24 protein-coding genes and 2 pseudogenes are annotated in these 24,558 nt (G+C 61.3%); 6 read left to right on the top strand and 20 right to left on the bottom strand.

Annotation, left to right across the window (positions count from 1 at the left end; all coding sequences use genetic code 11):
- The 14 genes from ACFWAY_RS26515 to ACFWAY_RS26450 all read right to left on the bottom strand — a co-directional run.
- Positions 1–227, bottom strand: a 227-nt coding sequence (locus tag ACFWAY_RS26515; protein ID WP_378512752.1) for a citrate/2-methylcitrate synthase, incomplete at its 3' end; no start/stop codon positions are given.
- A 213-nt stretch (positions 228–440) separates the two neighbouring features.
- Entirely contained in the window at positions 441–1,286 is an 846-nt protein-coding gene (locus ACFWAY_RS26510) for a flavin reductase family protein (protein ID WP_378512751.1), read from the bottom strand.
- A gap of 86 nt (positions 1,287–1,372) precedes the next feature.
- Entirely contained in the window at positions 1,373–1,990 is a 618-nt protein-coding gene (locus ACFWAY_RS26505) for a malonic semialdehyde reductase (RefSeq protein WP_378512750.1), read from the bottom strand.
- A 544-nt stretch (positions 1,991–2,534) separates the two neighbouring features.
- Complete coding sequence (locus ACFWAY_RS26500) at positions 2,535–3,776, bottom strand: NAD(P)/FAD-dependent oxidoreductase (protein ID WP_378512749.1); 1,242 nt, start codon at positions 3,774–3,776, stop codon at positions 2,535–2,537.
- Entirely contained in the window at positions 3,773–4,096 is a 324-nt protein-coding gene (locus ACFWAY_RS26495; RefSeq protein WP_378512748.1) for a 2Fe-2S iron-sulfur cluster-binding protein, read from the bottom strand. Before ACFWAY_RS26495 ends, ACFWAY_RS26500 begins: the two co-directional genes overlap by 4 nt.
- 419 nt (positions 4,097–4,515) lie before the next feature.
- Positions 4,516–4,983, bottom strand: a complete 468-nt coding sequence (locus ACFWAY_RS26490; protein ID WP_378512747.1) for a cupin domain-containing protein — start codon at positions 4,981–4,983, stop codon at positions 4,516–4,518.
- A gap of 43 nt (positions 4,984–5,026) precedes the next feature.
- On the bottom strand, positions 5,027–5,518 hold the full coding sequence (locus ACFWAY_RS26485) for a MaoC/PaaZ C-terminal domain-containing protein (protein WP_378512746.1): 492 nt from the start codon (positions 5,516–5,518) through the stop codon (positions 5,027–5,029).
- 151 nt (positions 5,519–5,669) lie between these two features.
- Positions 5,670–6,689 carry a phosphotransferase family protein gene (locus ACFWAY_RS26480; RefSeq protein ID WP_378512745.1) on the bottom strand — a complete coding sequence of 340 codons (1,020 nt, stop codon included), beginning with the start codon at positions 6,687–6,689 and terminating at the stop codon, positions 5,670–5,672.
- Positions 6,690–6,727: 38 nt separating this feature from the next.
- On the bottom strand, positions 6,728–7,621 hold the full coding sequence (locus tag ACFWAY_RS26475; RefSeq protein ID WP_378512744.1) for an enoyl-CoA hydratase/isomerase family protein: 894 nt from the start codon (positions 7,619–7,621) through the stop codon (positions 6,728–6,730).
- A gap of 469 nt (positions 7,622–8,090) precedes the next feature.
- Positions 8,091–8,930 (bottom strand): SDR family NAD(P)-dependent oxidoreductase, encoded by an 840-nt coding sequence (locus ACFWAY_RS26470; protein WP_378512743.1) that lies wholly within the window; start codon positions 8,928–8,930, stop codon positions 8,091–8,093.
- 50 nt (positions 8,931–8,980) lie between these two features.
- Positions 8,981–9,388 carry a Zn-ribbon domain-containing OB-fold protein gene (locus tag ACFWAY_RS26465; protein ID WP_378512742.1) on the bottom strand — a complete coding sequence of 136 codons (408 nt, stop codon included), beginning with the start codon at positions 9,386–9,388 and terminating at the stop codon, positions 8,981–8,983.
- Positions 9,388–10,569: a hypothetical protein gene (locus tag ACFWAY_RS26460; protein WP_378512741.1), complete on the bottom strand. Its 1,182-nt coding sequence runs from the start codon at positions 10,567–10,569 to the stop codon at positions 9,388–9,390. Before ACFWAY_RS26460 ends, ACFWAY_RS26465 begins: the two co-directional genes overlap by 1 nt.
- Before the next feature lie 252 nt (positions 10,570–10,821).
- Positions 10,822–11,901, bottom strand: a complete 1,080-nt coding sequence (locus ACFWAY_RS26455) for an LLM class F420-dependent oxidoreductase (protein ID WP_378512740.1) — start codon at positions 11,899–11,901, stop codon at positions 10,822–10,824.
- Positions 11,819–13,465 carry an AMP-binding protein gene (locus ACFWAY_RS26450; RefSeq protein WP_378512739.1) on the bottom strand — a complete coding sequence of 549 codons (1,647 nt, stop codon included), beginning with the start codon at positions 13,463–13,465 and terminating at the stop codon, positions 11,819–11,821. The genes ACFWAY_RS26455 and ACFWAY_RS26450 overlap by 83 nt, the downstream gene beginning before the upstream one ends.
- A gap of 26 nt (positions 13,466–13,491) precedes the next feature.
- On the opposite strand from ACFWAY_RS26450, the gene ACFWAY_RS26445 reads away from it, so the two are divergent.
- The 6 genes from ACFWAY_RS26445 (at position 13,492) to ACFWAY_RS26420 (ending at position 18,566) form a co-directional block, all read left to right on the top strand.
- Positions 13,492–14,466 (top strand): SDR family NAD(P)-dependent oxidoreductase, encoded by a 975-nt coding sequence (locus ACFWAY_RS26445; RefSeq protein ID WP_378512738.1) that lies wholly within the window; start codon positions 13,492–13,494, stop codon positions 14,464–14,466.
- A 153-nt stretch (positions 14,467–14,619) separates the two neighbouring features.
- Complete coding sequence (locus ACFWAY_RS26440; protein ID WP_378512737.1) at positions 14,620–15,645, top strand: LLM class flavin-dependent oxidoreductase; 1,026 nt, start codon at positions 14,620–14,622, stop codon at positions 15,643–15,645.
- 90 nt (positions 15,646–15,735) lie between these two features.
- The gene (locus ACFWAY_RS26435; RefSeq protein ID WP_378512736.1) at positions 15,736–15,936 is read left to right on the top strand and encodes a ferredoxin; all 201 of its coding nucleotides are present in this window, start codon (positions 15,736–15,738) and stop codon (positions 15,934–15,936) included.
- Between the two features lie 83 nt (positions 15,937–16,019).
- The gene (locus tag ACFWAY_RS26430) at positions 16,020–17,219 is read left to right on the top strand and encodes a cytochrome P450 (RefSeq protein WP_378512735.1); all 1,200 of its coding nucleotides are present in this window, start codon (positions 16,020–16,022) and stop codon (positions 17,217–17,219) included.
- Positions 17,220–17,257: 38 nt separating this feature from the next.
- Positions 17,258–17,689: a VOC family protein gene (locus ACFWAY_RS26425; protein WP_378512734.1), complete on the top strand. Its 432-nt coding sequence runs from the start codon at positions 17,258–17,260 to the stop codon at positions 17,687–17,689.
- A 70-nt stretch (positions 17,690–17,759) separates the two neighbouring features.
- Positions 17,760–18,566, top strand: a complete 807-nt coding sequence (locus ACFWAY_RS26420) for a sugar phosphate isomerase/epimerase family protein (RefSeq protein ID WP_378512733.1) — start codon at positions 17,760–17,762, stop codon at positions 18,564–18,566.
- 143 nt (positions 18,567–18,709) lie between these two features.
- Here the strand turns inward: ACFWAY_RS26420 and ACFWAY_RS26415 are convergent.
- From ACFWAY_RS26415 to ACFWAY_RS26390, 6 genes and pseudogenes are all read right to left on the bottom strand, one after another.
- Positions 18,710–19,392 (bottom strand): annotated as a pseudogene (locus tag ACFWAY_RS26415) (zinc ribbon domain-containing protein); the annotation flags it as partial.
- A gap of 523 nt (positions 19,393–19,915) precedes the next feature.
- Entirely contained in the window at positions 19,916–20,077 is a 162-nt protein-coding gene (locus ACFWAY_RS26410) for a hypothetical protein (RefSeq protein ID WP_378512732.1), read from the bottom strand.
- A 252-nt stretch (positions 20,078–20,329) separates the two neighbouring features.
- Positions 20,330–21,442: an NDMA-dependent alcohol dehydrogenase gene (locus tag ACFWAY_RS26405; protein ID WP_378512731.1), complete on the bottom strand. Its 1,113-nt coding sequence runs from the start codon at positions 21,440–21,442 to the stop codon at positions 20,330–20,332.
- Positions 21,443–21,555: 113 nt separating this feature from the next.
- Positions 21,556–23,029 (bottom strand): annotated as a pseudogene (locus tag ACFWAY_RS26400) (aldehyde dehydrogenase family protein).
- 34 nt (positions 23,030–23,063) lie between these two features.
- Positions 23,064–23,288 carry a ferredoxin gene (locus tag ACFWAY_RS26395; protein ID WP_378512730.1) on the bottom strand — a complete coding sequence of 75 codons (225 nt, stop codon included), beginning with the start codon at positions 23,286–23,288 and terminating at the stop codon, positions 23,064–23,066.
- Positions 23,289–23,303: 15 nt separating this feature from the next.
- Positions 23,304–24,539, bottom strand: coding sequence for a cytochrome P450 (locus tag ACFWAY_RS26390; protein WP_378512729.1), 1,236 nt, complete (start codon positions 24,537–24,539; stop codon positions 23,304–23,306).
- Between the last annotated feature and the right edge of the window lie 19 nt (positions 24,540–24,558).

Genomic DNA, 24,558 nt, shown 5'->3' with positions numbered 1-24,558 from the left:
GGGCCGAAGCGGCCGTCGACGAGCAGGGCCCACACGTTGCCGAAGGTGACGTGCCCCTCGACGAGTTCTTCGATGTCGACGCCGCGGTAGCGCAGCGCGCCGCCGTCCTTGTCGGGTTCGGCGATGTCGCTGGTGAACGCGACCACACCTTCCAGTCCGCTGACAAAGTCAGCCGGTACCAGGGACGCTGATGTTCGGACGACGGCAATCGGCGCAACTGTTTTCATCCGAACTCCTTTAGTGAACTTTGAAGAATGTCGCCCACACCGGGCTACCGCGTCCTGTGAGGTATGCCATTCCCAACCGTCGCGCCCGGCTTGCGAAGTGCGCGGCATCCAGTGTCTATCTGTGTGCGTATTCGATCTAAAGCGAGAGGAAACACGGACGGTCACGTTCTGGCCGCAGGAACGCAGGAACGCAGGTACTGGGTCGTAGGTTCTCTATGAACGCTGGTGTCGGTAGTTCGCAGTCTCCAGCGCGAATTTGGGCATCGCGATACTCCCGTACTGTCCATGGAGGAAGGCAAGTGGTTCTCGCGCGGAGTCTGCATACAGATCCCGAACCAGGCCCAGCACGATATGGTGATCACCCGCGTCGACGATGTCGTGGAACTCGCAGTCAATCCATCCGGCCGTCCCTTCGATGATCGGGGCTCCTGATGGCGCCTCATGCCAGCTCACGGACGCGAATTTGTCTGTGCCGCTCATGGCAAATGTCCGGCAGATAGCTTCCTGATCGTGGGCGAGGATGTTGACACAGAAAGACTTTGCGGTTTTGATCTTCGGAAAGCTAGTCGACGTCTTGGTAGGTAAGAACGCGACAAGAGGCGGCTGGAGCGACACTGAGGTGAACGAGCCCACCGCTAAACCCGCAGGAGAACCCTCCGAATCGACTGCGGTCACGATGGTTACCCCGGTCGGGTAATGCCCAAGTACCTTACGGAAGTGCTGGTTGTCCCACTCCCGGTCCTCGCCCTCCACGTGGGCGCGTACCGCATGACCGTCTGACGAGCACCAACCCTGCCGGCGGGCGTAGTCGAGCATCGCTGCGAACCTATCTGCCCATTCGGGTCCTCGCCCGTATCCCGCTCGGCTACGCAGCGCCGACACAGATAACCAGACGTGGTCCTCGTCCGCGACGGAACCGAGTTCCGCCCGTTCCAACAGTGCACCCAACTCGGAGGCCAACTGACCTCGCGTTCCCTGAACGTGCAGGCGCTTGCAGTCGCCGGGCTGTAAGACACTGACATCCACCGTGTCGTTGTCGTCAGAGACCAGCACAATCACGTAAACCTCCAAGATGCAACTGAAGAGTTGACCATGTCCTCGACCCGCCCCGCGATGAGGCGGCCGAACCTGAACTACGAAACAACTCAGAGAAACTCGATAACTTCGCTAGCGTCGAGTCGAGGCAACCGTTCGAACCAGGCCTCCGGTCCGGGCTTTCCCACGTTCACGATCAAGATGGAATGACGCGTCCCATCGGGGAAGAATTCGGCGTCAACGCCTGACGCATCGAATCCCGACATTGGGCCAGCGGCCAAGCCGGCGGCACGAATCGCCAAGATAAGATAGCCGGCCTGCAGGGCTGCATTGAACTCGCTGTTTTTACTACGGAAATCTCTATCTGCGTGGCGCGCTGCCGGATTTGGAACATAGGGAAGCAGCCGATCGAGATGTAGGTGGTAGTCGGCGTCGGCCGCCAGGATAAGCACGAGTGGCGCTGCTATCGCCTTCTCCTGGTTTGCGCCCAACATGTGAGGCACAAGCCGATGCTTCGCTTCTGGGCTGCGCACCGCATGGATGCGGAGGGGCTGCGAATTCCCGCTGGAGGGCGCCCACTTGAACAACTCATATATTTCCATGAGCTGTTCGTCGGTTACAGGCTCATCCGTGAACGAATTGGCCGTGCGGGCTCCTCGGAAGAGAAGCTCCTGGCCATCCTTATCGAGCGCAATCAAGCTGCCCTGATCCTGCGACGATGTGGTCACGATCGACGCACTCCTCTCTTGATGGATTTCGGCTGAGTCCGGGCCAGTTCACCGGACCCAGCCGATCACGGCCGAGGCGGGCGGCGATCGACCAGCCTTCCGTGTCATCGAATTGTATTCGAGATTTTCATCGGCGTCTAGCTCTGGATGAAACAGTATCCGGAGATTCTTTGCGTGAACGTTCTTGCTGCTGCTCGCGAGACCACACACCGGACGACTTGCGCACTCAGAATTCAGCACAGACCGACCGCCAGGTGGTGCCGGACCCAGTCTGACGAGAGGTGACCATTCGGACGGTAGCTTCCGGGACACGGTTTGGCCCCATACGGACTCGGGTCGAGTTTTGAACACGGGTACGAAGGTTCGAAACTACCCGAAATTCGACCCGTTCTCGCAGACCCGCAGTGGGTCCCCCCGGGTGGGCACAATCGGCCCCGTCAGCGTCGGTGTCCAGGCAGCCGGCAATCACGGCTCGAGGACGATTCAGCGCTCAGCTATGGCAGATGTGCATACGAACAGCGCTGATTGCCCACTGCCCCCTTCTTCACACCCGCGCGGACGCCGGGACAACCAGTTCCTTGAGCGGGGTGGAGATATCCGCCCCTCGCTGCGCAGGGATCGTCGCACCTACCGCAAGCGCCCGGCGGACTGCCATGTACTCCGGTGCGCGATTGACGCAGTCCGCCGCGATGAGCCGGCCGTTCTTGTAATAGAGCGCAGTGAATTTCTCTTCGTCGAGGTTTCCTCGCACGACGACATCGTCGAATCCTAAAGACAGGCCGGTGATTTGAAGCTTGAGCTCGGCCTGGTCTGACCAGAACCATGGCACGGCGGTATACGGAGTGGGTTGCCCCATCACACTCGCCGCCGCAACACGTGATTGGTCTTGGGCATTCTGCACTGACTCCAGACGTACATGGCCAGAAGCTGACATTGGATGCGGCATCGTGGTGCAATCGCCCGCGGCGACCACCCTGTGGTCACTCGTCCGGGCATATTTGTCGACAAGAATGCCACTTTCCACGCCAAGGCCAATCTGCTCGGCAAGTTCGGTCCTCGGAATGACTCCGACACCCACGACCACAAGTTGCGCCCGAACCAATTCACCGTCGTCCAATCGCACGCCGCTGACTGCTCCGTCGACGCTCTCGAGGCCTGCGACCGACCGACCGAGCAGCACCCGGCTTCCTCGCCGTCGATGAGCCTGGGCGAGAAAGTCGGAAACGACGGGAGCGACTGCACGTGCCACGAGACGAGGCGTGGCCTCGATAACAGTGACTTTCTTGCCGCGCACCCGCGCAACAGCAGCCGCTTCCAGCCCAATGAAGCCTCCACCTATGACCACGACATCGCTGACGTCGGGCAACGCCCGCGCGAGGAGATCGGCATCGTCGATGTCACGAAGGTAGAAGACACCATTCAAGTTCGATCCGGGTATCGACAACCGGCGAACCCGCGCACCTGTAGCAAGCGCGAGTGACCCGAACGGGAGTTGCCGTCCGGCCCCCGTTTGAGCGCTGCCCGCATCGAGATCGACGCTCGTGACACGCTCACCTAGGACGAGATCGATCTTGTTATCCGTGTAGAACTCAGGATTACGAAGGCTCAGGGACGAAGGTGTCGCGTCTCCAGCCAAGTAGGCCTTCGACAGAGGAGGGCGTTGGTACGGGTGGTACGGCTCCGCCCCGACCAACGTGATCGGTTCGGTGTAACCAAGTTCTCTCAGGGAGACCGCGATCTGGACACCGGCCTGACACGCTCCGACGATCAGGGTACCGGCGTTCACATCTGTTCCGCGGGGATGACGACGCTCAGGCCGTCGAGTTCGCTGGTGACCTTCAGCTGGCACGACAGTCGACTACCGGCGACTCGCTCGGCGAGCGCCCCGTCGAGCATGTCATCCTCAAGACTGACGGCTGGACCGACTACCGATTGCCATTGCTCGTCGACATACACGTGGCAGCTCGCACACGACAGGGCCCCTCCGCATTCTGCGATAATGCCAGGAACCCCGGCTTTGAGTGCCACGTCGGCGACCGTCTGCCCCACCGGGGCGTCGACTTCGTGTTGCACGCCTGCAGGATCGGTGTATGCGATCGTCGGCATGTGCGGTCCTTTCCTTGTCGAGCGAGACACCTGACCTCGAGCGCCCCAACGGCGACTACTCCCAGATTCGGACGGCCAGGCCAACGGTTCGTGTCCTTGACGAGCTGGTTCGCCCTGCTGCCAATCGCCGCAGTACCACTCTGACACCCGACCATTCTGCATCGAATTTGAATTCGACACAAGTGGTTACAAAATCCAATTTTGCAAAATCAATTCGAAGTTGAAGCTGGGTGGGCGGCACAGCCGACGCCAAGTCGGCAGGTCGGTCGTGCCATCACGAAACGGCATCCAATCATCGCGGGGAGGGACGCTCCAATGCCTCCTTCGCGCTGTACATGCCCATGCGATTGAGGTCGGCCGCATTCCACTACGCACCCTGCGCGCCACCGAAGTCATGGCCAGGTCGAATGACAACTCGGTTAAAGGTAGTCAACGCCGTACCTAGCTGACACTCCCTCGTTGGCTGCCGCGTCGGGAACGCGCCCGGGTGGGGGAAGTTCGAGTGATTCGGCCGGGATCCCGGCTTCGCGAATCAGATTCTCGAATCCAGCCGGCGCAGACACCATGAGCCAACGCGCGCGCTCGCTCTCCACCCCGTATGCATGGGGCGTTCCCTGGGGAGTGGTACAGGATTGACCAGGACCGAGGTGCACCGTCTCTTCGCCGACGTGAACCACCATCCGACCGTCGAGAACGTGAAACGATTCGTTCTCACAGGTATGAACATGCCATGGGCCCGCAAACGTTTCGGCTTCCATCTCAACCAAGGCGAATCTGCCATCGCTCGCCTTACCATCGATGTGAATACGCGCGAGGTAGTGGGCGAACCAGATTGCCTCGACGTTTGATTCTCTGGTCATCTGTACCTTTCCGAATTTCTTCTCCATGTGACAAACGGGGTTGCTCGCATGCCGAAGCCGCGAACGGGCATCAGTTGATTTGGTCATACTTTTCTTGACTTTGGATCAATGCCTCGGTAATCACTTCGAGTACTCGGTGCCCGTTCTGATTGTCCAGAGTCCCGATCGAGGTCACCGCTGCACGACCGCGGCTGTCGACGTTGAGTTGGTCGAGGACGAATCGGCCGGAGAGGCGGTCGCCGGCAGATACCGGCCGTCGGAACCGAACATCACGGATTCCGCGCCCAGCCATTATGTTCCAGTCCCACAGGTGCGACTCGACCGTGAGTTTTTGGAAGACCGCAAGGGTGTGGATCCCACTGGCGACGACATGGCCGAAAAAGCTGTCGCGTGCAGCAACGTGGTCGACATGAAATACCTGAGGATCCCAGGAGGAGGCGAAATCGACGATTTCCTCCGCTGTGATGAGATATGTCCCAAGGTCGTACTCGGCACCGACTTCCAGGTCTTCCGCGAAAATGGTGCGTCTTGCTTGTTCCCGCCCTGGCGATGGAAGGATCATGGTCAATCTCCGGCCTTCTGTTTCTCATCGAATGCTCGGCACACCAGTCAGCCGCACAAGACTTTCCGCCTCGACATCATCGCGAGGCGTGGTCGAGCGGAGCGGCACCGGAGCACGTTCCGGACGCAGTGATGGGTGGTGACACGTTCGGTCACGAGATACCGTCGACGCCTCGCTTCAGAACTGACTGCCCGTCGAACAGGAGCATCTGCATCGTCCACTGCAGTGATTCATAAATAGGGTCGGTCTTCTTACCGCGGCGGTGCAGCTGAAGGTTGTATCCGATGATCGCCGCATACTTGAGGCACGAGGACGCTACGTGCCAACACGCGATATGTGGATCGGCACCGTATTTTTCCAGGAGCGCTGACAACGAGATGTCAACATTTCCTGTGGGGTTCGGGTCGGGTGCATATCGGTGGCGCATCGAGGCGACGGCCAGGCACGCCAGGTCGGTCAAGGGGTGTCCGAGAGATGCAATCTCCCAGTCGAGGACTGCGCGAACGCCATCGGGACCGAAGAGGAGATTTCCATAATGGAAGTCACCGTGTACCAACACCGGCGTAGTAGGTGACGAACGTTCGTCCGCCGAATCCGTCAGGGCCCGGAGCAGTGTGTTGCCCAGATTGCGAGCCGACTCGGGTGAGCGATCGAGAAGAGGAATCCAGCGTTCGATCTCCTGGACAGGGTTGTAGGCGCATTCCGCGGAGATCCCTGATTGGTCCACTGGTACGTGCTGGATCGATTTCAGTGCTGCGATTGCGGCCTCAGCTACTCGAGCTTGGCCGTAACGGTCGGCATGCTCGCCCCACGGCGTACCCTCGACTTTTTCCATTAGGGCGAATGCCCGCCGGTCAATGACGGGATCGCTGCTTTCCGCGAGCACAACGGGGGCAGGCAACCCTTTCGCAGACAGAGCTGCCATGATCCGTCCTTGTCGGCCGATGTCGGCGGGACCACTGATTGAAACTCCTGGTGGCGACAACCGAAGCACGTGCCGACCGGCCCCGCGGTCACCGCCGATTTCCACCGTGAACGTGTGCCCGCTGTGGCCGTCCCCGAACTCGGTCAGATCAGTCACCTCGACGCCGGATGACTCCCACGCATTCCGCAAGTATCGCTGCAAACCGTCAAGAATGGCTTCTTGCTGTTCGATTGCGGTCTCGGTCATCAGTTTCCTCGAATCAGTCGTGCGCGCGTCATCGTCAGTCACTCGCCTCTGTAGTTCGGCGGACGTCGCGCCGCGAAGGCATGCAGGCCCTCGGTTGCGTCGTATGAGGTAGTTGCATAGTCGAAGACCAAGTTCAGTTCTTGTTGTAAGCCTTCGTCGAGCGTTGTCACTTGCGCGATGTTGACCAGCTCTTTCATTCTCGTGCGGCCGAGAGGAGTCAACTTGGCGGACTTCGCGATAAGTTCAAAGGTCCGCGACTCGAGTTCTTCCTTTTGAGCTATCAGTGCAATCAGGCCCGCTTTGTCGGCGGTCGCGGCATCGTACAGTTCCGCGGTCAACAGCCACTTCTTGGCCTGCTGCACGCCAATTGCGCGGACCAGCCGCTGACTTCCGCCCGCTCCCGGAAGCTGAGCGAACTGCAGATGTCCATCGCCGATGCGAGCCCCGTCACTCATCGTGATCAGGTCGCACGCCAGCGAGATCTCCAAGCCGCCCGCGACGCACGTCCCGTTGACCATCGCCACCGTGAGCGCAGAGACCGTTGAGAGCTTGCGACACACGTCTTCGAAATCCTCCATGAAGCGGCGAAAGCGCGCAGGGTCCCGATACAGAGTCTGATAACCCTTGAGATCACCGCCGGCGGAGAAAGTCGACCCGTTGCCGGTGAGAACGATCGCGTCCGGCGTGGCTTCACCTGCCATGAGGAGGTCCAGAAGCTCTGAAAGCGATGCGATCGTCTCTTTGTCGATCGGGTTGCGCTGTTCAGGTCGATTGAAGCGGATCACCGCGATGTCGACCCCATCAAAATCGATTCGATCGAGATTGAGGAGCTGCTGCTTCACCGACTGCGCGTCCCGACCGTGGCGGTGCTCGTGCCCGTTGCTCGAAGGTTCGTTTTGGACAGCGGCGTCTTCTACCAGCGTCTTCTCCATTTGTCCCTACTTTCCATGGGTCGTGGGGCGGCGCAGTGGGAGCGGGAGTTCGCCCGGGGGGCCGGACTGCTCGCTAACGAAATCAGTGGCTGGAGGGCGATACGACCTCCAGCCGGAAGGAATTCGATAGTCGCATTGTAATCCATATACGGCCACACTGCGTACTCACTTCGAACATAGTGAATCAAATCCGATATTCTTGTTCCCGTCGAGCAGTGACGCCATCCGTGTCGCGGCGCTCTATTGCCTCTGATAGTTGGAGCGTGGGTGGCCGAGGAAATGGATACTGCGCAACCGCCTCCCCACGTTGCTTGGCTCTTTTATCAAATCGAGAGCGAAGGCGTTGAAAGTCCACCGCACGAGCAACCACTCGTGTGGTGGACTTCAACGCCTGTCAGCTTCCTGCCATGCAGGGCGGACGGCGCTAGTTTCGTCTCCCCGCTTCAGGGATGGCTACCGGCCGGGCAGTTCACCTGACAACCATGGAGCCAGCGTCGACCGCGAGCGTGCAACCGGTCATCAGAATGGCGGCATCGCTGGCGGCAAAGGTCACCACTCGCGCGACGTCGTCCTCATTGGCATTTCGGCCGAGAGGAAGATCCGCGAAGGCTGCAGGGTTCCCCAGCTCCACGGTTTCACCCGATTCCCGGGCCTTCTGGACGCTGCGTTCACGCAGTTCCAGCAGGCCTGGCGTCTCTACCATGACCGGTGCGATATCGAGGACGCGGATCCCCTGCGGGCCCAGCTCAACCGCCAAGCCCTTGGTGATCGCGTTGACCGCGTGCTTCGAGGTCGTGTAAATGATGGTGCCGGGGTTGGGAACCCGGTAGGAGGCCGTCGAGGCGATATTGATAATGACTCCCTCCCGTCCGGCAGCGACCATCAGGGGTGCGACGACGCGACTGACGTTGAGCACCCCGCGCACGTTGACGGCGAGAACTCGGTCGAAGTCCTCGTCTTTGATCTCGTTGTAGGGACTCGGGACACCAAGCAGGCCGGCGTTGTTGATGAGGATGTCGATCTCACCAAGCTGGTCCCGAATGGACTGCACGGCATCGATCGTCGATTCCGGTGAGGTGACGTCCATATGTACGGCAACGGCTTTCGCTCCCCCTGCCGCAATCTTCTCAGCCGATTCCTGCGCGAGAAGCATGTCGATGTCGGCGATGGCAATGGTCGCGCCGGCCTCGGCCAAGCGTGCAGCGATCGCTGCACCAAGGCCTCGGCCACCGCCCGTCACCAGTGCCACTCGTCCGTTGAGTGAGTAGAGATCAGCGAGTGAACGAGACGACACATCTCGAGCAACCATGACAGTTCCTTCCACTAGATCAGTTCTTGCTTGCACTACATAGCTGCCGCTCAGATGCGTTCGAAGCCGAGCAACGTCACACCGTCGACTACATACGGGACTGCCCGCACCTTGGTGTTCTCGTCGACGTGGCCGTCTGCGATACGGCCGAACAGCCGCACGCCTTCCGCGTCGAGTTGCACTGCGACCACCGTGTAAGGGGTGTGACCGACGAACAGCTCGTCGAGCGCGTGGTGTACGACGATCCACGAATAGACAGTGCCCTCACCGGTGGTGCGGCTCGCGTCGATGTCAGCGCTTCCGCAATGTGGACATCCGGGAATGGGTGGGAAGAAGTGCCGATCACAGGCGCGGCAGTGTGGGATCATCACACGGCCGTCAGCGAGTTCGGTCCACCACCATTCGGTATCGGGGTCGACGTCGGGGGCGATGGTTACTGCCTGCAGCACGTCGGTCATTAGGAGTCCTTCCTGAGAATGATCGCTGAGCCGTCGACCAGTACACCCGAGGTGGCTACGGCAACCTCCGCGCCGGCGACTTGACGTGGTCCTCCGCGGCCTTGGATCTGCAGCGCAGCTTCGGACACGGTGTTCATACCGTGTACGTAGCCCTCGTTGAGCAGGCCACCATGAGTGTTGGTGGGTAGCTCACCGGTGAGTGTCGTCTGCCCGTCACGGACGAAGGCGCCTGCCTGGCCGCGTTCGACGAAACCGAGTGCTTCGAGGCCGTAGAGCACTGCCGGGCTGAAGCAATCGTAGATCTCGGCGACATCGACATCCTTGGGGCCTATTCCGGCTGAACGCCACAGACGATCCGCGAGAGAGTGCTGGCAATTGCGGCTGAGGTCCGGCCAGTAATGGACGTCGGCGATGTCAAGACCCGACCCGCGGCCGGTGACCCAGGCGCCGCCGTCGATGACGGCCGGAGCGACCTCGAGGTCGCGGGCTCGCTCCAACGACGTGACGACGACGGCAACGGCTGCATCCACCTCGACTGTGCAGTCAACCGCGCGGAACGGCTCGACTACGTACCCGCGACTGAAGTAGTCGTCGAGAGTCATCGGTTTACGCCGAACCGCTCGATCGTTGATCGCGGAGTACTCGCGTTGGCGCATCACGACAGCCGCAAGGTCCTCCTCGGTGGTTCCGGTCTCGATCATGAAGCGCCGCGCCCACATGGCGATGTAGTAGGGGTACGCAGAGAAGCCGATCGGATAGCGGAACTGCCCGCTGGGCGAATCAAAACGGGTCGAACCGACCTTCTTTCCGGTGCGCCCGTTGAGAGCCCGGTACACAATCACCGTCTCCGCCAACCCCGATGCCACTGCCATCGCCGCGTTCATGACTGCGAACGAGGGTTGCGAGCCGCCGTTATTCAGGTCCAGCACATAGCTGAGGTCTCCGCACCCCAAACCGGTGGCGACTGCTTGACTGGACACCGAGTCGTTGAAAAGCCCGTACGTGCATACACCGTCGACGTCGGCCGCGGACAGCCCGCAATCGTCTAAAGCACTCCTCGCCGCTTCGAGCGCAAGATCGAGGACCGACCGTCCCCCGGATGCGGTCAGGTCGGTGTATCCGACCCCAGATATCGCGGCCTTGCCGACGAACGCGGGCCGCGCTTTCTCGTGAATGATCATGTGCTGGAGGCTCCTGATGAGAGTGGAAGTACGTAGTAGGAATTCATCGATACCCCGCTCAGCGCCTCAACCGTCTACCAGAAGCCGACTGGCGGGTGAGTTGCAACGATGGATATCCGATGTGGTGCAACGGCAGGCCTATGGCCCGATGATCACCGCATGCCTGTGGCAGCTCGGGGGCCACTCTGCGGTGGACGATCAGCGACTCGTGCACGGGGACACAGGCCTGGGCGCGCCCGAGCATGCTGAAACTCACCGCGACACACCATCGAGTTGATCGGCAGAGCGACCGTTACCTGGCATCGCACCATTAGTGGCTGCGTGATGGGATGTTGCGAAGTTGCCGAATTCCTCGATCAGTCGCATGTGATCGCCGAATGTCCGCAGTCCTTGACCGATTGTGCGGAAAGCTACGCGCGAGATTCCCAGCTTCGCGAAGCGGTCGAGGTCACGAGCCCAGTCGTCACGTCCCCCTTGGACGTCGAGGAAGAACTCTGTCCCGAAATCGGACTGCTCTCTTCCTTCCGCATGCAGGCAGGCGATGATGTCGGCAACGGCGGTCTCGACGGCCTCACCTCGAGCGGGATGGATAAAGCCGTCGCCGAGTCGCGCTGCTCTCTCGTACGCCCGCCGGCTGCTACCGCCGAACCAGATAGGAGGCATCGGTTGCGGTCTCGGGACGATACCCGCTCGATCGATGTGGTGATGTGGCGTGTCTACCGATATCACCGGCTCGGACCACAGGCGCCGCAACACGGCGACTTGGTCCTCGATCATCGCACCACGTTTCGCGTACCCCATGCCGAGGCTTTCGTACTCCACGTAGTTCCAGCCGACTCCTACTCCGAGGACCATGCGCCCTCGCGAGAGAATCTGGACCTCCGCCGCTTGTTTGGCTACCAGGGCGGTCTGACGTTGGGGAAGAACCAGGACACCGGTCATCAGTTCGACGTTCTTGGTCAACGCCGCCAGAAAGCCCATCAGAACAAGTGGTTCGTGAAAGAGGCTGTGTTCGTCATAGGGGCCGGTGAGGGCTGCCGGCCGATTCGACCGTTCTGCCCCCACCACGTGGTCGTAAATCACGACACGGCCGAAGTCGAGCTCCTCGATCAGCTGCGCAAAGTCCACAACTTCATCCGGATCACCGGACATTTCCACCTGCGGCAGCACTATGTCGATCTGCATGGACGTCCGCTCCTTGAGGTTTGCTTGGTCGATTCGCCTCGTGTGCGCGGGCGGGTTAGGCGACTCAATCGACCAGCGATTCCGACGCAATGTTCTGGACCAGAACATGTTTCTGTATCTTGCCCGTGCTCGTCGTGGGAAGGGCATCGAGGATCTCGAGGCGCTCGGGCAACTTGAAGTTGGCGAGGCCCTGGGATTTCAGGGCATCGATCAAGGCCTCGAATGTCAGCGTCGCCTGGGCGTCGAGGACGACGCACGCGCAGGAGATCTCACCGAGGCGGGCGTGTGGGAGTGGGACGACAGCGCAAGCGGCGACGCCCGGCAAACCCTGGATCATCTCCTCGATCTCCCGCGGGGCCACATTCAGGCCACCGCGGATGATGATCTCCTTGCTGCGCCCAACGATGGTGAGGTAGCCGTCGGCATCGAGTATGCCCAGGTCCCCTGTCGCGATCCATCCGGTCGGCGCGAACGTCCTTGCTGTTCTCTCGGGGTCGTCGAAGAATCCGACGGATGCGCTGGGGCTTCGAACAAAAATTTCGCCCGCTTCACCCGTCACCGGCACTCCGTCGACTCCGCGTACCTCGAGCTCGACGCCTGGAAATGCCGCCCCGTCGGTCTCGTAGCGCTTCTCGTCAGCGCTGTCCGGTCGGTTCCAGGTACCGATCAAGATCTCGGTGGACCCGTACAGCCGAAGAACGGTCATTCCGATCGACGATGCTTGCCGAACCAGGGACGACGGAACCGGAGCGCCTCCCGAGGAGAACAGGCGCATCGAGGACATATCCGCGCCCGTCCTGAGCGCTTCGGTGACCACATCGTTGAGGAAGGTGGTCGCCGCAACCGTGTAGCTGCACCGTTCCGCGGCAATCAAACTCACTGCCTCGGCCGCATCCCACCGATCCTGCAAGCACAGCGTCAGGCCGTGGTGAATCGCCATCCGCACCCCGTAATTGAAACCGGTGGAGTGGCCGATCGGCGATGGCATCCACACGATGTCCTCGACGGTGATACCGAGATGCTCGGCGGCCGCACGCACACCAAATCCAGTCGTGGATTCGGTATGCATCACTGCTTTCGGTGTGGATTCGGTCCCCGACGTGAAAAGCAATTCCGACACGGCCTCGGGGTCCTGGCCCGCTATGAAGGGGGCCGCAGCGTGGGTCACGAGGATGTCGGCAAACGCGTCCGGGCTCTCCGTCGGGTCCGGGACAACAACATATGCGGTCAAGGCCGGGAGGTCCGCCGCAAGTTCCGCGGCGAGTTCTGCGTGGTCGAACTTCCGGTAGATCCCGGGCGTGATCAGGAGCTTTGTTCCCGCCGCCGACAACATGTGGCGCAATTCCTTGCCGCGGTAGATCGGCAGCATCGTGTTCAACACTGCTCCCCGCGCCAGAACAGCGAGATCGATCACGACGGTCTCGTACCAATTGGGCAGCTGCACGGCGACGACGTCGCCGTCGGACACCGACAGGTCCTCGAGCATCGCGACCGCGCGGCGGACGTCTGTGTAGAGCTCACCGAAAGTCTTGCGTCGCGCGCCTCCGAGATCGACCACCGCTACCTTGTCGGGCGTCCTCTGTGCGTGCTCGGCAAGACGGTCCGCAAGGGTCTGAGAAGTCCAATAGCCGGCATCGCGGTAGTGCTGGCGCCGCTCGGATGAGGTGACGACGTCCTTGAGTGCGGACGAGTCGACTCGGCTCTCTGCCATGGTTTCACCACGACCTCTCTGCAGGTTTGAACACACGGAACACCACACCACTAGCCATAAAAACCGAAAACGAATACGATCAGAGCGTAAACCAATCGAACTATCTAGGGCAATCGCTACTTTCCGGCTGCCCGGTTCCGACTACTACTCTTCCCATCAAAGGAATTCCGGTGACCTCGATCTCCCGTGACACGACGACCTCACTGACCCGTCCGACGACGACCCCCGTTCACGATCTCCGCGGCAAGACCGTCGTCATCACCGGCGGGAATGGCGGCATCGGGCTTGGCCTTGCCCAGGGTGTGGCCCGGGCGGGCGCACGCGTCGCCATATGGGGCCGCAATGCAGGCAAGAACGAGGCCGCACTGGCTGAACTGAAGAACACCGACCCAGAGGCGGTAGCTTTCACAGTCGACATCGCCAACGAGCAGGCAGTGGAATCCGCATTCGCGGAGTCCGTGCAAGCCCTGGGCCATGTCGACGCGTTCTTCGCGAACGCGGGCATCCCCGGCGAGTCCTCATCTTTTGTCGACATGACGTTCAATCAGTGGCGCGACGTGCTGTCAGTCAATCTCGACGGGACGTTCCTGTGTCTGCGCGAAGCGGCAAGGCACATGGTCGCCCGTGGCACCGGATCGCTCATCCCCGTCGCATCGATCATGAACTTCTACGGCGGCGAGCGCAAAGAGCACTACGCCGCGAGTAAGGCGGGGATCGAAGCCCTCTCGCGTGGCCTCGCTGTTGAACTGGCCAAGCATGGCGTCCGGGTCAATTCGCTCGTGCCCGGCTGGACCGACACGGAATTGGTCAGTCCCGGTGCCGGCTTCATCGACACGGCGAACTACGACAAGGTTCGCGAGTACACCCGCCGGCGGACACCGATCCAGCGATGGGGAACATCGAAGGATATGGCCGATGTCGCTGCCTTCCTCGCTGATCCTTCGCTGGTGTTTCACACGGGAGACACCCTCGTGGTGGACGGTGCCTACACCCGCTTCTGACACCACACGTCCGCGAAATTTTCACACGACGAGTACGACAGTTCCGCCTTTACGTATTATTTTCGTAGCATCCCTATTGTTCAGTGCTATTTTTCGAATAGACTTCGAACCATCGTAGATGAGATGGAAGTCTCAGCAGCTAGGAGTCATCCAATGAAAATGCATCTTCTGACCTTCGGGGATCATCTCCAGGACCCGGTCACGGGCCACACCACGACCGTCGCGGAACGACACCGCGGCATCATCGAGTCCGCCGTCGCCGCCGAAAGCGCCGGTTTCGACGGTGTCAACATCGGAGAGCACCACGCCGGAGAGTTCGTGAGCGTCAGCCCGCCGGTCACGCTGGCGGCCATTGCTGAGCGCACGACAGACCTGCGCCTTGGTACGGCAGTGACCCTTCTCGCCAACCTCGATCCCCTTCGGGCAGCCGAGGACTACGCGGTCCTCGACATCATTTCGGGTGGTCGAGCCGAAATGGTGGTAGGCCGGGGCAACCTTTTCCCCCATACCTACGAGCTTTTCGGACAGTCCCTCGACGATTCCCGGCGCCTGTTCGAGGAGAACGTCGAGCTGGTGCTGCGGCTCTGGACCGAGGAATCGGTGACCTGGAGCGGATCCTCCCGCCCGACGCTTCACGATGTCACTTTGCAGCCTCGTCCTCTCCAGCGACCTCACCCGCCGTTGTGGATCGGTGGCGGAGGTTCCCCGGAAACCGCACAGTTGGCTGCGCGTCTCGGTCTGCCTCTCGCACTCCCCAGCGGGTTCAGCGAGCCGGGAAGGTTCAAGCCGGTAGTGAAGGCATACAAGGATGCTTTCACCTCGACGACCAGTCAACCCACGATCGGTGCGTGCTGGCATGTGCACGTGGCGAAGACAACTCAGCAGGCCCGTGAACGCTGGGAGCCGCGGTTCCGCGCGTACCACAACTGGTTCGGCGAAATTGTCAAGCGGCAAAACCCTTCGTTCAGCACATCCGACCTCGACTTCGAATGGTCACTAACCGAGGGTTCAGCTATCGCCGGATCCCCCGAAGAAGTGATCGACCGACTCGGCCGGCTATCAGCGGCCCTAGAGGTCGACACCAACCTCATCTACCTCGATTCCGGCGGGATGCCCCAAGCGGAAACATTGGACATGATCGAACTGATCGGCCAAGAGGTACTTCCCAAGCTCCGATAGCCGATGCCAGACCCGGGGTATCGCGGCCGCGATACCTCTCCACGATCACCGGTACCCCGCACAGGGCAGACGTATGAAAGCGAGAAACACATGAGAATCGAAATCGACCACGACCGATGCTGCGGCGCAGGGCAGTGCGTACTTGCAGCGCCGGAGGTGTTCGACCAGGCCGACGACACCGGACTCGTCATTCTGCTCGACGAGAATTTGTCCGACGAACTCCTCCCGGTCGTACAGGAAGCCGCGTTGGTGTGTCCCGCGCAATGCATCCAGATACACGCCGAATCCTGATCCGAAAACTGACCACCAAGCGGCACCGCGCGTGCAGTCCTGACAGCAGCGCCGCATCCGTACCCGAGAGGATTAAAGAAGCCATGACCGACACGACGCTCAGGTTCCCGCCCGCCCGCACATGTCCGTTCGATCCCCCGAAGATGATCAGTGAGATCCGAGAGACCTGTCCGGTGACGAAGGCGGAACTGTTTGACGGCAAGCTTGCATGGCTGGTCACTCGGTTCGATGACGTCGTGAAGGTGTGTTCGGATCCGAGGTTCAGTGCGAGTCCGTTGAATCCCGGATTCCCCGAGGTCTTCGAGGGCCGCACACGCCCGGAGGAGAAGGAAACTTCGCTCATCAGCATGGACCCGCCTCAGCATGACGATATCCGCCGCATGCTGACGCGGTGGTTCACGGTCAAACGCGCCGAGGCGATGAGGCCGCGGATCCAGGATCTCGTCAACAGTCTCATCGACGGGATGCTGCGCAAGGGATCTGACGCCGAATTGGTCCGAGACTTTGCCCTGCCGATCCCCACGGCCGTAATCTGCTGGCTGCTGGGCGTTCCCGAAGAAGACCATCTGTTCTTCCAGGAGCGTTCAAGCACTCGGTTGTCGATCGCCTCCGATGGTAGTGCGGTCTCGTCTGCGACCAGCGAGCTGCTCGCGTACCTCGACGATCTTGTCGGCAAGAAGATCGAGTCGCCCGGAGACGACATTCTCAGCGATCTGGTGCACCAGCAGATGTTGCCGGGACACCTTGATCGTGAAACCCTGGTCGACCTGGGTCGACAACTGCTGATCGCCGGCCACGAGAGCACGGCCAGCATGATCGCCTTGAGTACGATGCTGCTGTTGGAACATCCCGACCAGCTCGCGGCTCTCCGCGCAGACAAGGCTCTCGTTCCTGGAGCGGTCGAGGAATTGCTGCGTTACCTGACGATCGCCACCATCCTCGTCGGTCGAGTCGCGACCGCAGATGTCGAAATCGGCAGTGAAGTGATCCGGGCGGGTGAGGGTGTTCGAGCTCTGCTCAACGCCGCGAATCGGGATCCCCGTGCGTTTGCAAATCCGGACGCCCTCGACATCGGTCGACCGGAAGCGCACCGCCACATCGCCTTCGGCTACGGCATCCACCAGTGCCTCGGCCAGGGCTACGCCCGGGTCGAAATGCAGGTTGCCCTCGAAACCCTCTTCCGTCGGTTGCCCAACCTCGCCATGGAGGTCCCGCTGGACGAAGTGCATTTCAAATATGAAAGCGGAGTCCACGGTGTCCATGAGTTGCCGGTCACGTTCTGATCACCTTCCCCATCCATGCAAAGAAAGGCTCACACCTGATGGTCCTCAAGCACGAAAACTTGTTCCATGTTGGTGTCGTGGTCGAGGATCTCGATCAAGGTATGGCCGAGTTCCGTGAGTCGTTGGGGGTATCCTGGCGACAGCCATTTTTTCCATCAGCTGACGTCAAGACCCCGCACGGACGCAGCACGATGAAGGTCGGCGCTGTCTACACCGAGCACGGGCCGGTCCACTACGAACTTCTGCAGCGAATCGACTCGGGCCTATGGCAGACGTGCGGGCTCCATCATCTCGGGTACTGGAGCAACGACGTGGCCGGTGACACGGAACGCCTCGTGAAGCTAGGTTACGTTCTGGAAGGGATGATGATGCGCGAGGACGAAGTGATCGGCGCATATCTACTGCTGAACGGTTCCTCGCGCATCGAGTTGACTCCACGTTCTTCCTCACAGCGTCTGCTCGGTAAGTGACCGTTCCCCGACGATCAGTTCGAGCAACTCCAATTGAGCAACGTCCACTCGTCGCGTGAGGTGATCGACCATGGTGTCACTTGGCTATGAAAGCATCCAGTTTTCACCAAAGTTCGATCCAAACGCCCCCGACCTGCCGCGGCAGATCCGCGCGGCAAAGTCGGCGGGCTTCGGGTGGATAGCGTTCGACCGGCATTCTCTCGCCGCCGCCGCCCGAACGCCCGGCGGTCTCACTGCAGTCGCCGAATGCTGCGCTGAGATCGGACTACCGTGCAGGGAGATTCAATCCCTGCGGGTCGTGGCCGATGCGCACACGACGCTTAGCGCATGCGAGATCTTGTGCCGACAGGTTGCCCTCCTACGACCGGCTGTTGTACCGCTGATCTTCTTCGTCGATCCTACCGATCAGCAGCTCGCCATCGTTCGTTCGGCGATCACGATGCTCATGGAAGCCCACCCGACCGTAGGATTCGGAATCGAGTTCAGCCCACTGTTCCCGGTGGAAAACCTCAACGCCTCCCGTTCTGTCGCAGCGCGACTCGGACTTCCGGGCGTGGGAGCCGTCATCGATACTTGGCACGTCTTCAACGGGACCACGACCTGGAAGGATCTCGAGGAGATCCCAGTCGAGGACATCGCAATGATCCAGTTCAACGACCACGGGCCTTTGAACGGCACCGATATCCACATAGCCAAGGATCATCGTCTGCTTCCCGGCGAAGGGTCCTTTCCACTGCACCAATTCGTTGATCTCATGAACAACAAAGGGTTTGACGGAATGGTCGGTGTGGAGATCGTTTCAGAAGAACTCCGGCGGGTGTCACCTGAGGAGTTCGCGCGGCGCAGTTATGATGCCGCCATTGCAATGTGGAAATGAGCTGACCATCGATCGACTCATCGCTCTAGACTGGAGAGTGGCCAAGAACGAGGCCGTCCTCGACCCACTACCAGGTCCGCGCCGCGCAGGGCAGGTACGTCCCCGGAACTTTGCCGCAGCCCTTGGCGCGTGATCCTTAGGCGCTACGTAGATCTCATACTATCTGCCACTGGTGTGGCGGGCGTGGGAGATACACGTGTGTCACGGCTACCCGCATCACCGTGCGGTGGTGTGGGTTGGACCGTGTCCCACACCGACGCTTGTGATGCAGGAACACGCTGTTGCGGAGTCACCCCCACCCGCGGTGTCACGGTGGGCAGGCTGCGGCGGACCGCGGCGATGCCGCGGTCGACGCGGTGTCGGACCGTTCTTGTCCCGGCACCGCCGCACCGGCGCATCCTCGGCCACCCCGGACCGCGGGCAACCGCCCACGCCGGCGGGTGGCCTTGCCTCTGCCGAGCAGCACGCGTTTGGCCAGGTTCACCCCCGCCACATGGTCCCGGTTGCCGCCGACCCGACAGCGTGAACACCACGCGTCGTGGTAGCCGCCGGGGCGCGCAAGTGGTTCGTCGCATCCCGGACACAGTGCGGAGGATCCCCGGGCCGGCACCGAGACCACCGCGATCCCGACACCGGCGGCGGTGTGCGCGAGGGCGGCGACCGCTTGGCGGCGGGCGGACTGCGCGGCCCGATTGTTGTTGACCCGCCCGTGTCCGCGGGTCTCGAGGGTGGTGAGATCCTCCACCGCGATCACCTGCGCCTGGGCGTCGGCGGCGTAGTCGGTGACCTGGCGGCCGAAGGGGAACGCCAGCTCCCGGTTAATCCTATCGATCTCGCCACACCACCGGCAGTGAACCGGCGCTCGGCCGCGTCGTCGAACATCCGGCCACGCCCCGCCCCGCCCGCTGCCCCCTCCGACTCGAACCGCGATCCTTGCAGACCCGCTATACCTCACCAGTAGCGCTCTCCCGCAACATCTTTTCCCGATTAGCCAGCGACGATTCCTGCCCTGGCGAGCCCGACACCCGGCAATACAATGCCTCCACCCGCTCCGGCGTCGCTCCCACAACACTCCCATGCAGGCCTGCCCGAATAGGCGTCGAGGTCCGCGAGGTCAAAGATTCGGTGACCCGAACCGGTGCACCGAGCGGCAACCGGCCCTCCGATGCCGCCTTGCGCACCCCAAGTGCCAGAACATACCAGATAGTATTAGATATAGTGGCAACAGTTGGGAGCCTGACGTCAACCATGGCGGTCGGGGGCGTCGGTAGCTAGAAAATTTGCACGGGTGTACTTCGCTTTCGTGGGATCGGTGGCGGTGTAGTGGTGTAGCGATTCGGTGAGACGGCTCAAGGTCTTCCGCAGGGCGACAGTTCTTCGACGTCCATGCCCGTCGAGCGCGCCAGTTCGGCCGGAATGCCGACGGCGGAATGCCGATGCTCGTTCCCGGCCTCGGTGAAGTGGATACCGACCCGCCGCTCCTCGGCCGAGTCGCCACGAAGCTCGACCAACCTTAGCGATTCGGGTCTCTTGAGTAGTGGTGACAGGGTAAGGCGAAAGCGACCGTTCCTACGCCCGCAGTACCCCTGATTCTGGAAGCCAGCACTCCAACCACATGCAGTACCGGCACGTTCTGCGCATCCCCGCGAACGGGGGGTGCGCGACACTTCGGTGCAATCGATCTTCCTGTCTTGGCTTTGCGCGGGTGTGGGGTGGATCGGGAAGTCGATCCACCCCACACCGGCAAGTTGATATCTCGTTGCTCAGAAAACGATGACTCCACGCATGTTCTTGCCCGCGTGCATGTCGCGGTAGCCCTGGGCGATCTGATCCAGGCTGTAGCGGGTCGTCACGAGCTCATCGAGTTTCAGCGCCCCCTCCTGATACATCCGAATAACTCGCGGGATGTCGGCGGTCGGGTTCGCAGCTCCGAACAGCGAGCCTTGAATTCTCTTCTGATACAACGTGAGTTCCGCGGGCACAATCGGAATACCGATATTCATCGGCCCAATTCCGGTCACGACGACAATGCCGGTCTTGCAGATGGATGCAAAGGCGCTCGCGACATGCTCACCGGTCGTAACGCCAACAGTCACGATGGCCGCGTGGGCTCCCTGCCCATTGGTCCTGCTGCGGGCAAAGTCAGTCGCCTCTTCCATCGTAGCGAAGGCTTCGGTGGCACCGAGCTTCAGCGCCATATCCCGTTTGAACGGAACAGGATCGACCGCGATGACATCGCCTGCCCCGGCTTGTGCGGCACCTTGCACCGCGTGAATTCCAATGCCGCCGACTCCCATCACGATGACGGTGTCACCAGGCTTGGTCTCCGCGGAGTTGACCGCCGCACCCCAGCCCGTCACCACACCACAGCCGACCAGGCAGGCAGCTTCGAAGGGAACGTCTTTGTCGAGGACGATCACGGATCTGACGTCCACGGTGGTGTACTCGGAAAACGTCGAGGTACCGGACATTTGTCCGACATCACGTCCTTCGTAGGACATGCGGAATGTGTTTGAGCCATCGAACCGGCCGCCGACCAGGAGATGGGCGCCGAGATCACAAAGATTCTGGTGCCCGGTGGCGCACCAATGACACCGTCCGCAGACCGGGAGGAACGAGAAGACGACGTGGTCGCCGACCTTCACGCCCTCGGCATTCGGGCCGACTGCCTCGACGACCCCGGCACCTTCGTGTCCACCGCACATCGGGTACGTCGCAACGGGAAGATCCCCTGTCGCGATGTGGTCATCGGAATGACACAGGCCTGCGGCAACAAGCCTCACCAGAACCTCGCCCGCCTGCGGCTCGTCCAGGTCGACAGTGACGACCTCATAGTCGCCGGGGGCTTCGAGCACAACTGCTGCCCGTGTCTTCATGATTTCCTCTTTCGTTGGCAAGGGCTGCCCGCCGGTGAGACGCGAGCCGCATCGACAGTGTGACCTTCAAGGGGACACGGTTGCGGTGAGTAGTTGTTGTGTGAGAAGCCACTTCAGATAGCCATAACGACGTTCTTCAGATGGGTGAACCCGTAGATTGCTTCGGGTCCCATGTCGTAGCCGACACCGGAGTTCTTCAATCCACCAACACTGACTGACGGGTCACCGATCATGTAGTTGTTGACCCAAACTATTCCGGCCTCGAGCTGCCGGGCCGCACGAGCGGCGGTCGTGGCGTTGGACGTCCACACCGGCCGACAGACCGTACTCACTGTCATTGCTCGCTGAAACAACCTCGTCGAACGTATCGAACGGCTGCACCACGACGACGGGACCGAAGATTTCCTCGCGGACGATCCGCATATCCGGACGATCGACTGAAAACACCGTCGGCGAATAGAAGTATCCGGGGCGACTGGCATCGCCACCCGTCACAACGACGCCCCCTTCGTCCCTGCCGAGGTCGACGTAGCTGCTGACCTGATCCAGCTGCTCCGCCGAGATCAGCGGACCGAGTTGCGTTTCCGGATCGAGGCCGTTTCCAACCTTCATCGTCCGTGCTGCCGCAGCGATTCCTTCCAGGACCTGGTCATGCACCGAGCGCTCGACGTACAGCCTGGACGCAGCCGTGCATACCTGTCCGGAGTTCATGAACGCCGCCTGTGCGGCGCCGACGATGGCCGATTCGATGTCGGCGTCCGCGAAGATAACTCCCGGGCTCTTGCCGCCGAGCTCGAGGGTGACCTTCTTCATGTTGCCGGCGGACGCCGTCAGCACTTTCCGCCCCACGCTGGTCGAGCCCGTAAAGGAGATCTTGTCAACGCCCTCGTGCGCTGCCAATGCCGCGCCGGCCACTCCATCGCCGGTGACGATGTTGACGACGCCGTCCGGGAGGCCGGCCTCGGCGATGATCTGCCCGAGCCGCAGAGCGGTGAGCGGTGTCTGTTCGGCTGGTTTGAGAACGACCGTATTGCCCGCGGTCAACGCTGGCGCAAGCTTGTAACTCGCTTCGACCAGCGGGAAGTTCCAAGGAACAATCAGTCCCACGACTCCGAGCGGCTGACGAAGCCCGTACCTCTGGAACTGCATGCCGGGGATAGGCGACGAGATGTCGCTGGTGGTGCCTTCGATTTTGTCCGCCCAGCCAGCGAAATAGTGCCAGTGCGAGGCGGCCGTGCCGACCTCCGCGGTGGAAAGCGCGAGCGGCTTGCCGGTATCGAGGGTCTCCAGCAAGGCCAATTCAGCTTGATTTTCCAGAATCAGGTCACCAACACGCGACAGCAGCCGGCCCCGCTGGTAGGGAGTCGTCGAACTCCATGTGCCACGGAATGCTTTCCGGGCTGCAGCAACCGCGCGGTCGATGTCCTCGGCGGACCCTGAGGCCACCGCAGCCAGGACTTGCTCGTCGGCCGGGTTCAGCGTGTCGAACGTCGATCCGTCCGCTGCGTCGACCCACCCGCCGCCCACAAACAGTTGCTTCCGGCCCGTGGCGAATGCCATCTCGGATGGATCAAGAACTTGGGTCATGTGTTCCTTCTCGATTCTGGGTGAGGAGTGAGCCTCAGCTGCGGGTGAATCGATCCTGAACGGAAATCGCGCGTTCCGGACAATTCAGGGATGCGTCGAGTGCGGCATCGAGCGTGCTCTGATCGTGAGGCGTGGAATTCACCACTGCAAACCCGAGGTCATCGGTTGTGAAGAGCTGTGGGTGAAGGTCGTAGCAGCGTCCGTGGCCGACACATCGGTCACGATCGACGGCAATGACGACACCGTGTTCTGTGGTCATGAAGGAGGTACCTGCCTATCCGAGATCACTGGGGATGCGCAGCCGCAGTTCCAGCGTGTTCATGATGAGTCCAAAGTCCCGCCGCGGGGTACCGGCGAGTTCGAACTTGGGGATGGCCTCTCGTAGCTCCTCGACCGCGATCTTGAGCTCGAGCCGGGCGAGAGGCGATCCGAGGCAGCGGTGCGGGCCACCGCCGAAGGTCATGTGCCTGTTGGGGCGGCGTTCGAAATCAACGGTGCGGGCGTCCGGGAACTCGTCTTCGTCGAACGCTGCCGCGGAGAGAAGCAGCAGCACCTGTTCACCGGCCTTGAACTTCTGGCCTCCGATTTCAACGTCCTCCGTAACCAAGCGAGCCAGCGTCACGATTGCGTTGTGGCGGAGCAGTTCCTCGACCGCACCAGGAATCCGCTCGGGATGGTTCGCGAGTTCTTGCCATCGATCCTGGTTCTCGGCGAAGTAGGTCGTAAAGAATGCAAGTTGTGCGGTCGTGGTGTCGAGGCCCGCGCTGATCAGCAGCGCGATCATGTTGACCATCTCCATCACCGTCAGCGAGCGCTCGTCAGCGAACTTGGCGTGCACGATGCGGGTGATGAAGTCGTCTGGCGCGGTGGACGGGTCGCGGCGTGCATCGATGTGCTTCGTGAAGTAGGCGACGATCTCCGGAATCCTATTGTCGACGAAGGCTTGACGGACAGCATCATCCGGGGAGAACTGGTCCGTGAGCATGTCGTTCTTCATCTCGATCAGCAGATCAAGATCCTCTTCGGGCAGACCCAGCAGGTGCAGGATGGCCAGGCAGGGCAGCGGTATCGCGAAGGCCTCGAGGAAATCGATCTCGTTCGGCGTCTCGAGCATCTTCTCGATCAGCGCTCTCGCGGAGGCTCTGAGGCTTTCCTCGAGAGCGGCGACCCGGGCAGGGCTGAACAGCGGACCGAGGATCCGGCGATACTCGGTGTGGTCTGGCGGGTCCATCTGGACGGGAATGCTGTTGATCGTGATGTCGACCGGCGGCATCGGGATCGTCGGCTTTGTGCTGCTGAAGACCGAGGGGTTCGACAGTACGTCTCGGATGTTCTCGTACTTCGACAGGATCCAATAGCCACCGAACATCTCGCTGTGCGCGATCGGCCTCTCCGTACGTAGCCGGTGGAGCACCGGGAACGGATCGCCCTGCAGTTCAGGCGCGAAGACATTGAACGCTGCACTGATCTGATCGATGTCACCGTCGCGTTCGATCTGTTGAATGGTCATTCCCTGGGAACCTCCGCGT

It is taken from the genome of Rhodococcus sp. NPDC059968 (genome assembly GCF_042738615.1).
Lineage (GTDB): Bacteria > Actinomycetota > Actinomycetes > Mycobacteriales > Mycobacteriaceae > Rhodococcus_F.
This window is presented reverse-complemented; position numbering and strand designations above follow the sequence as displayed.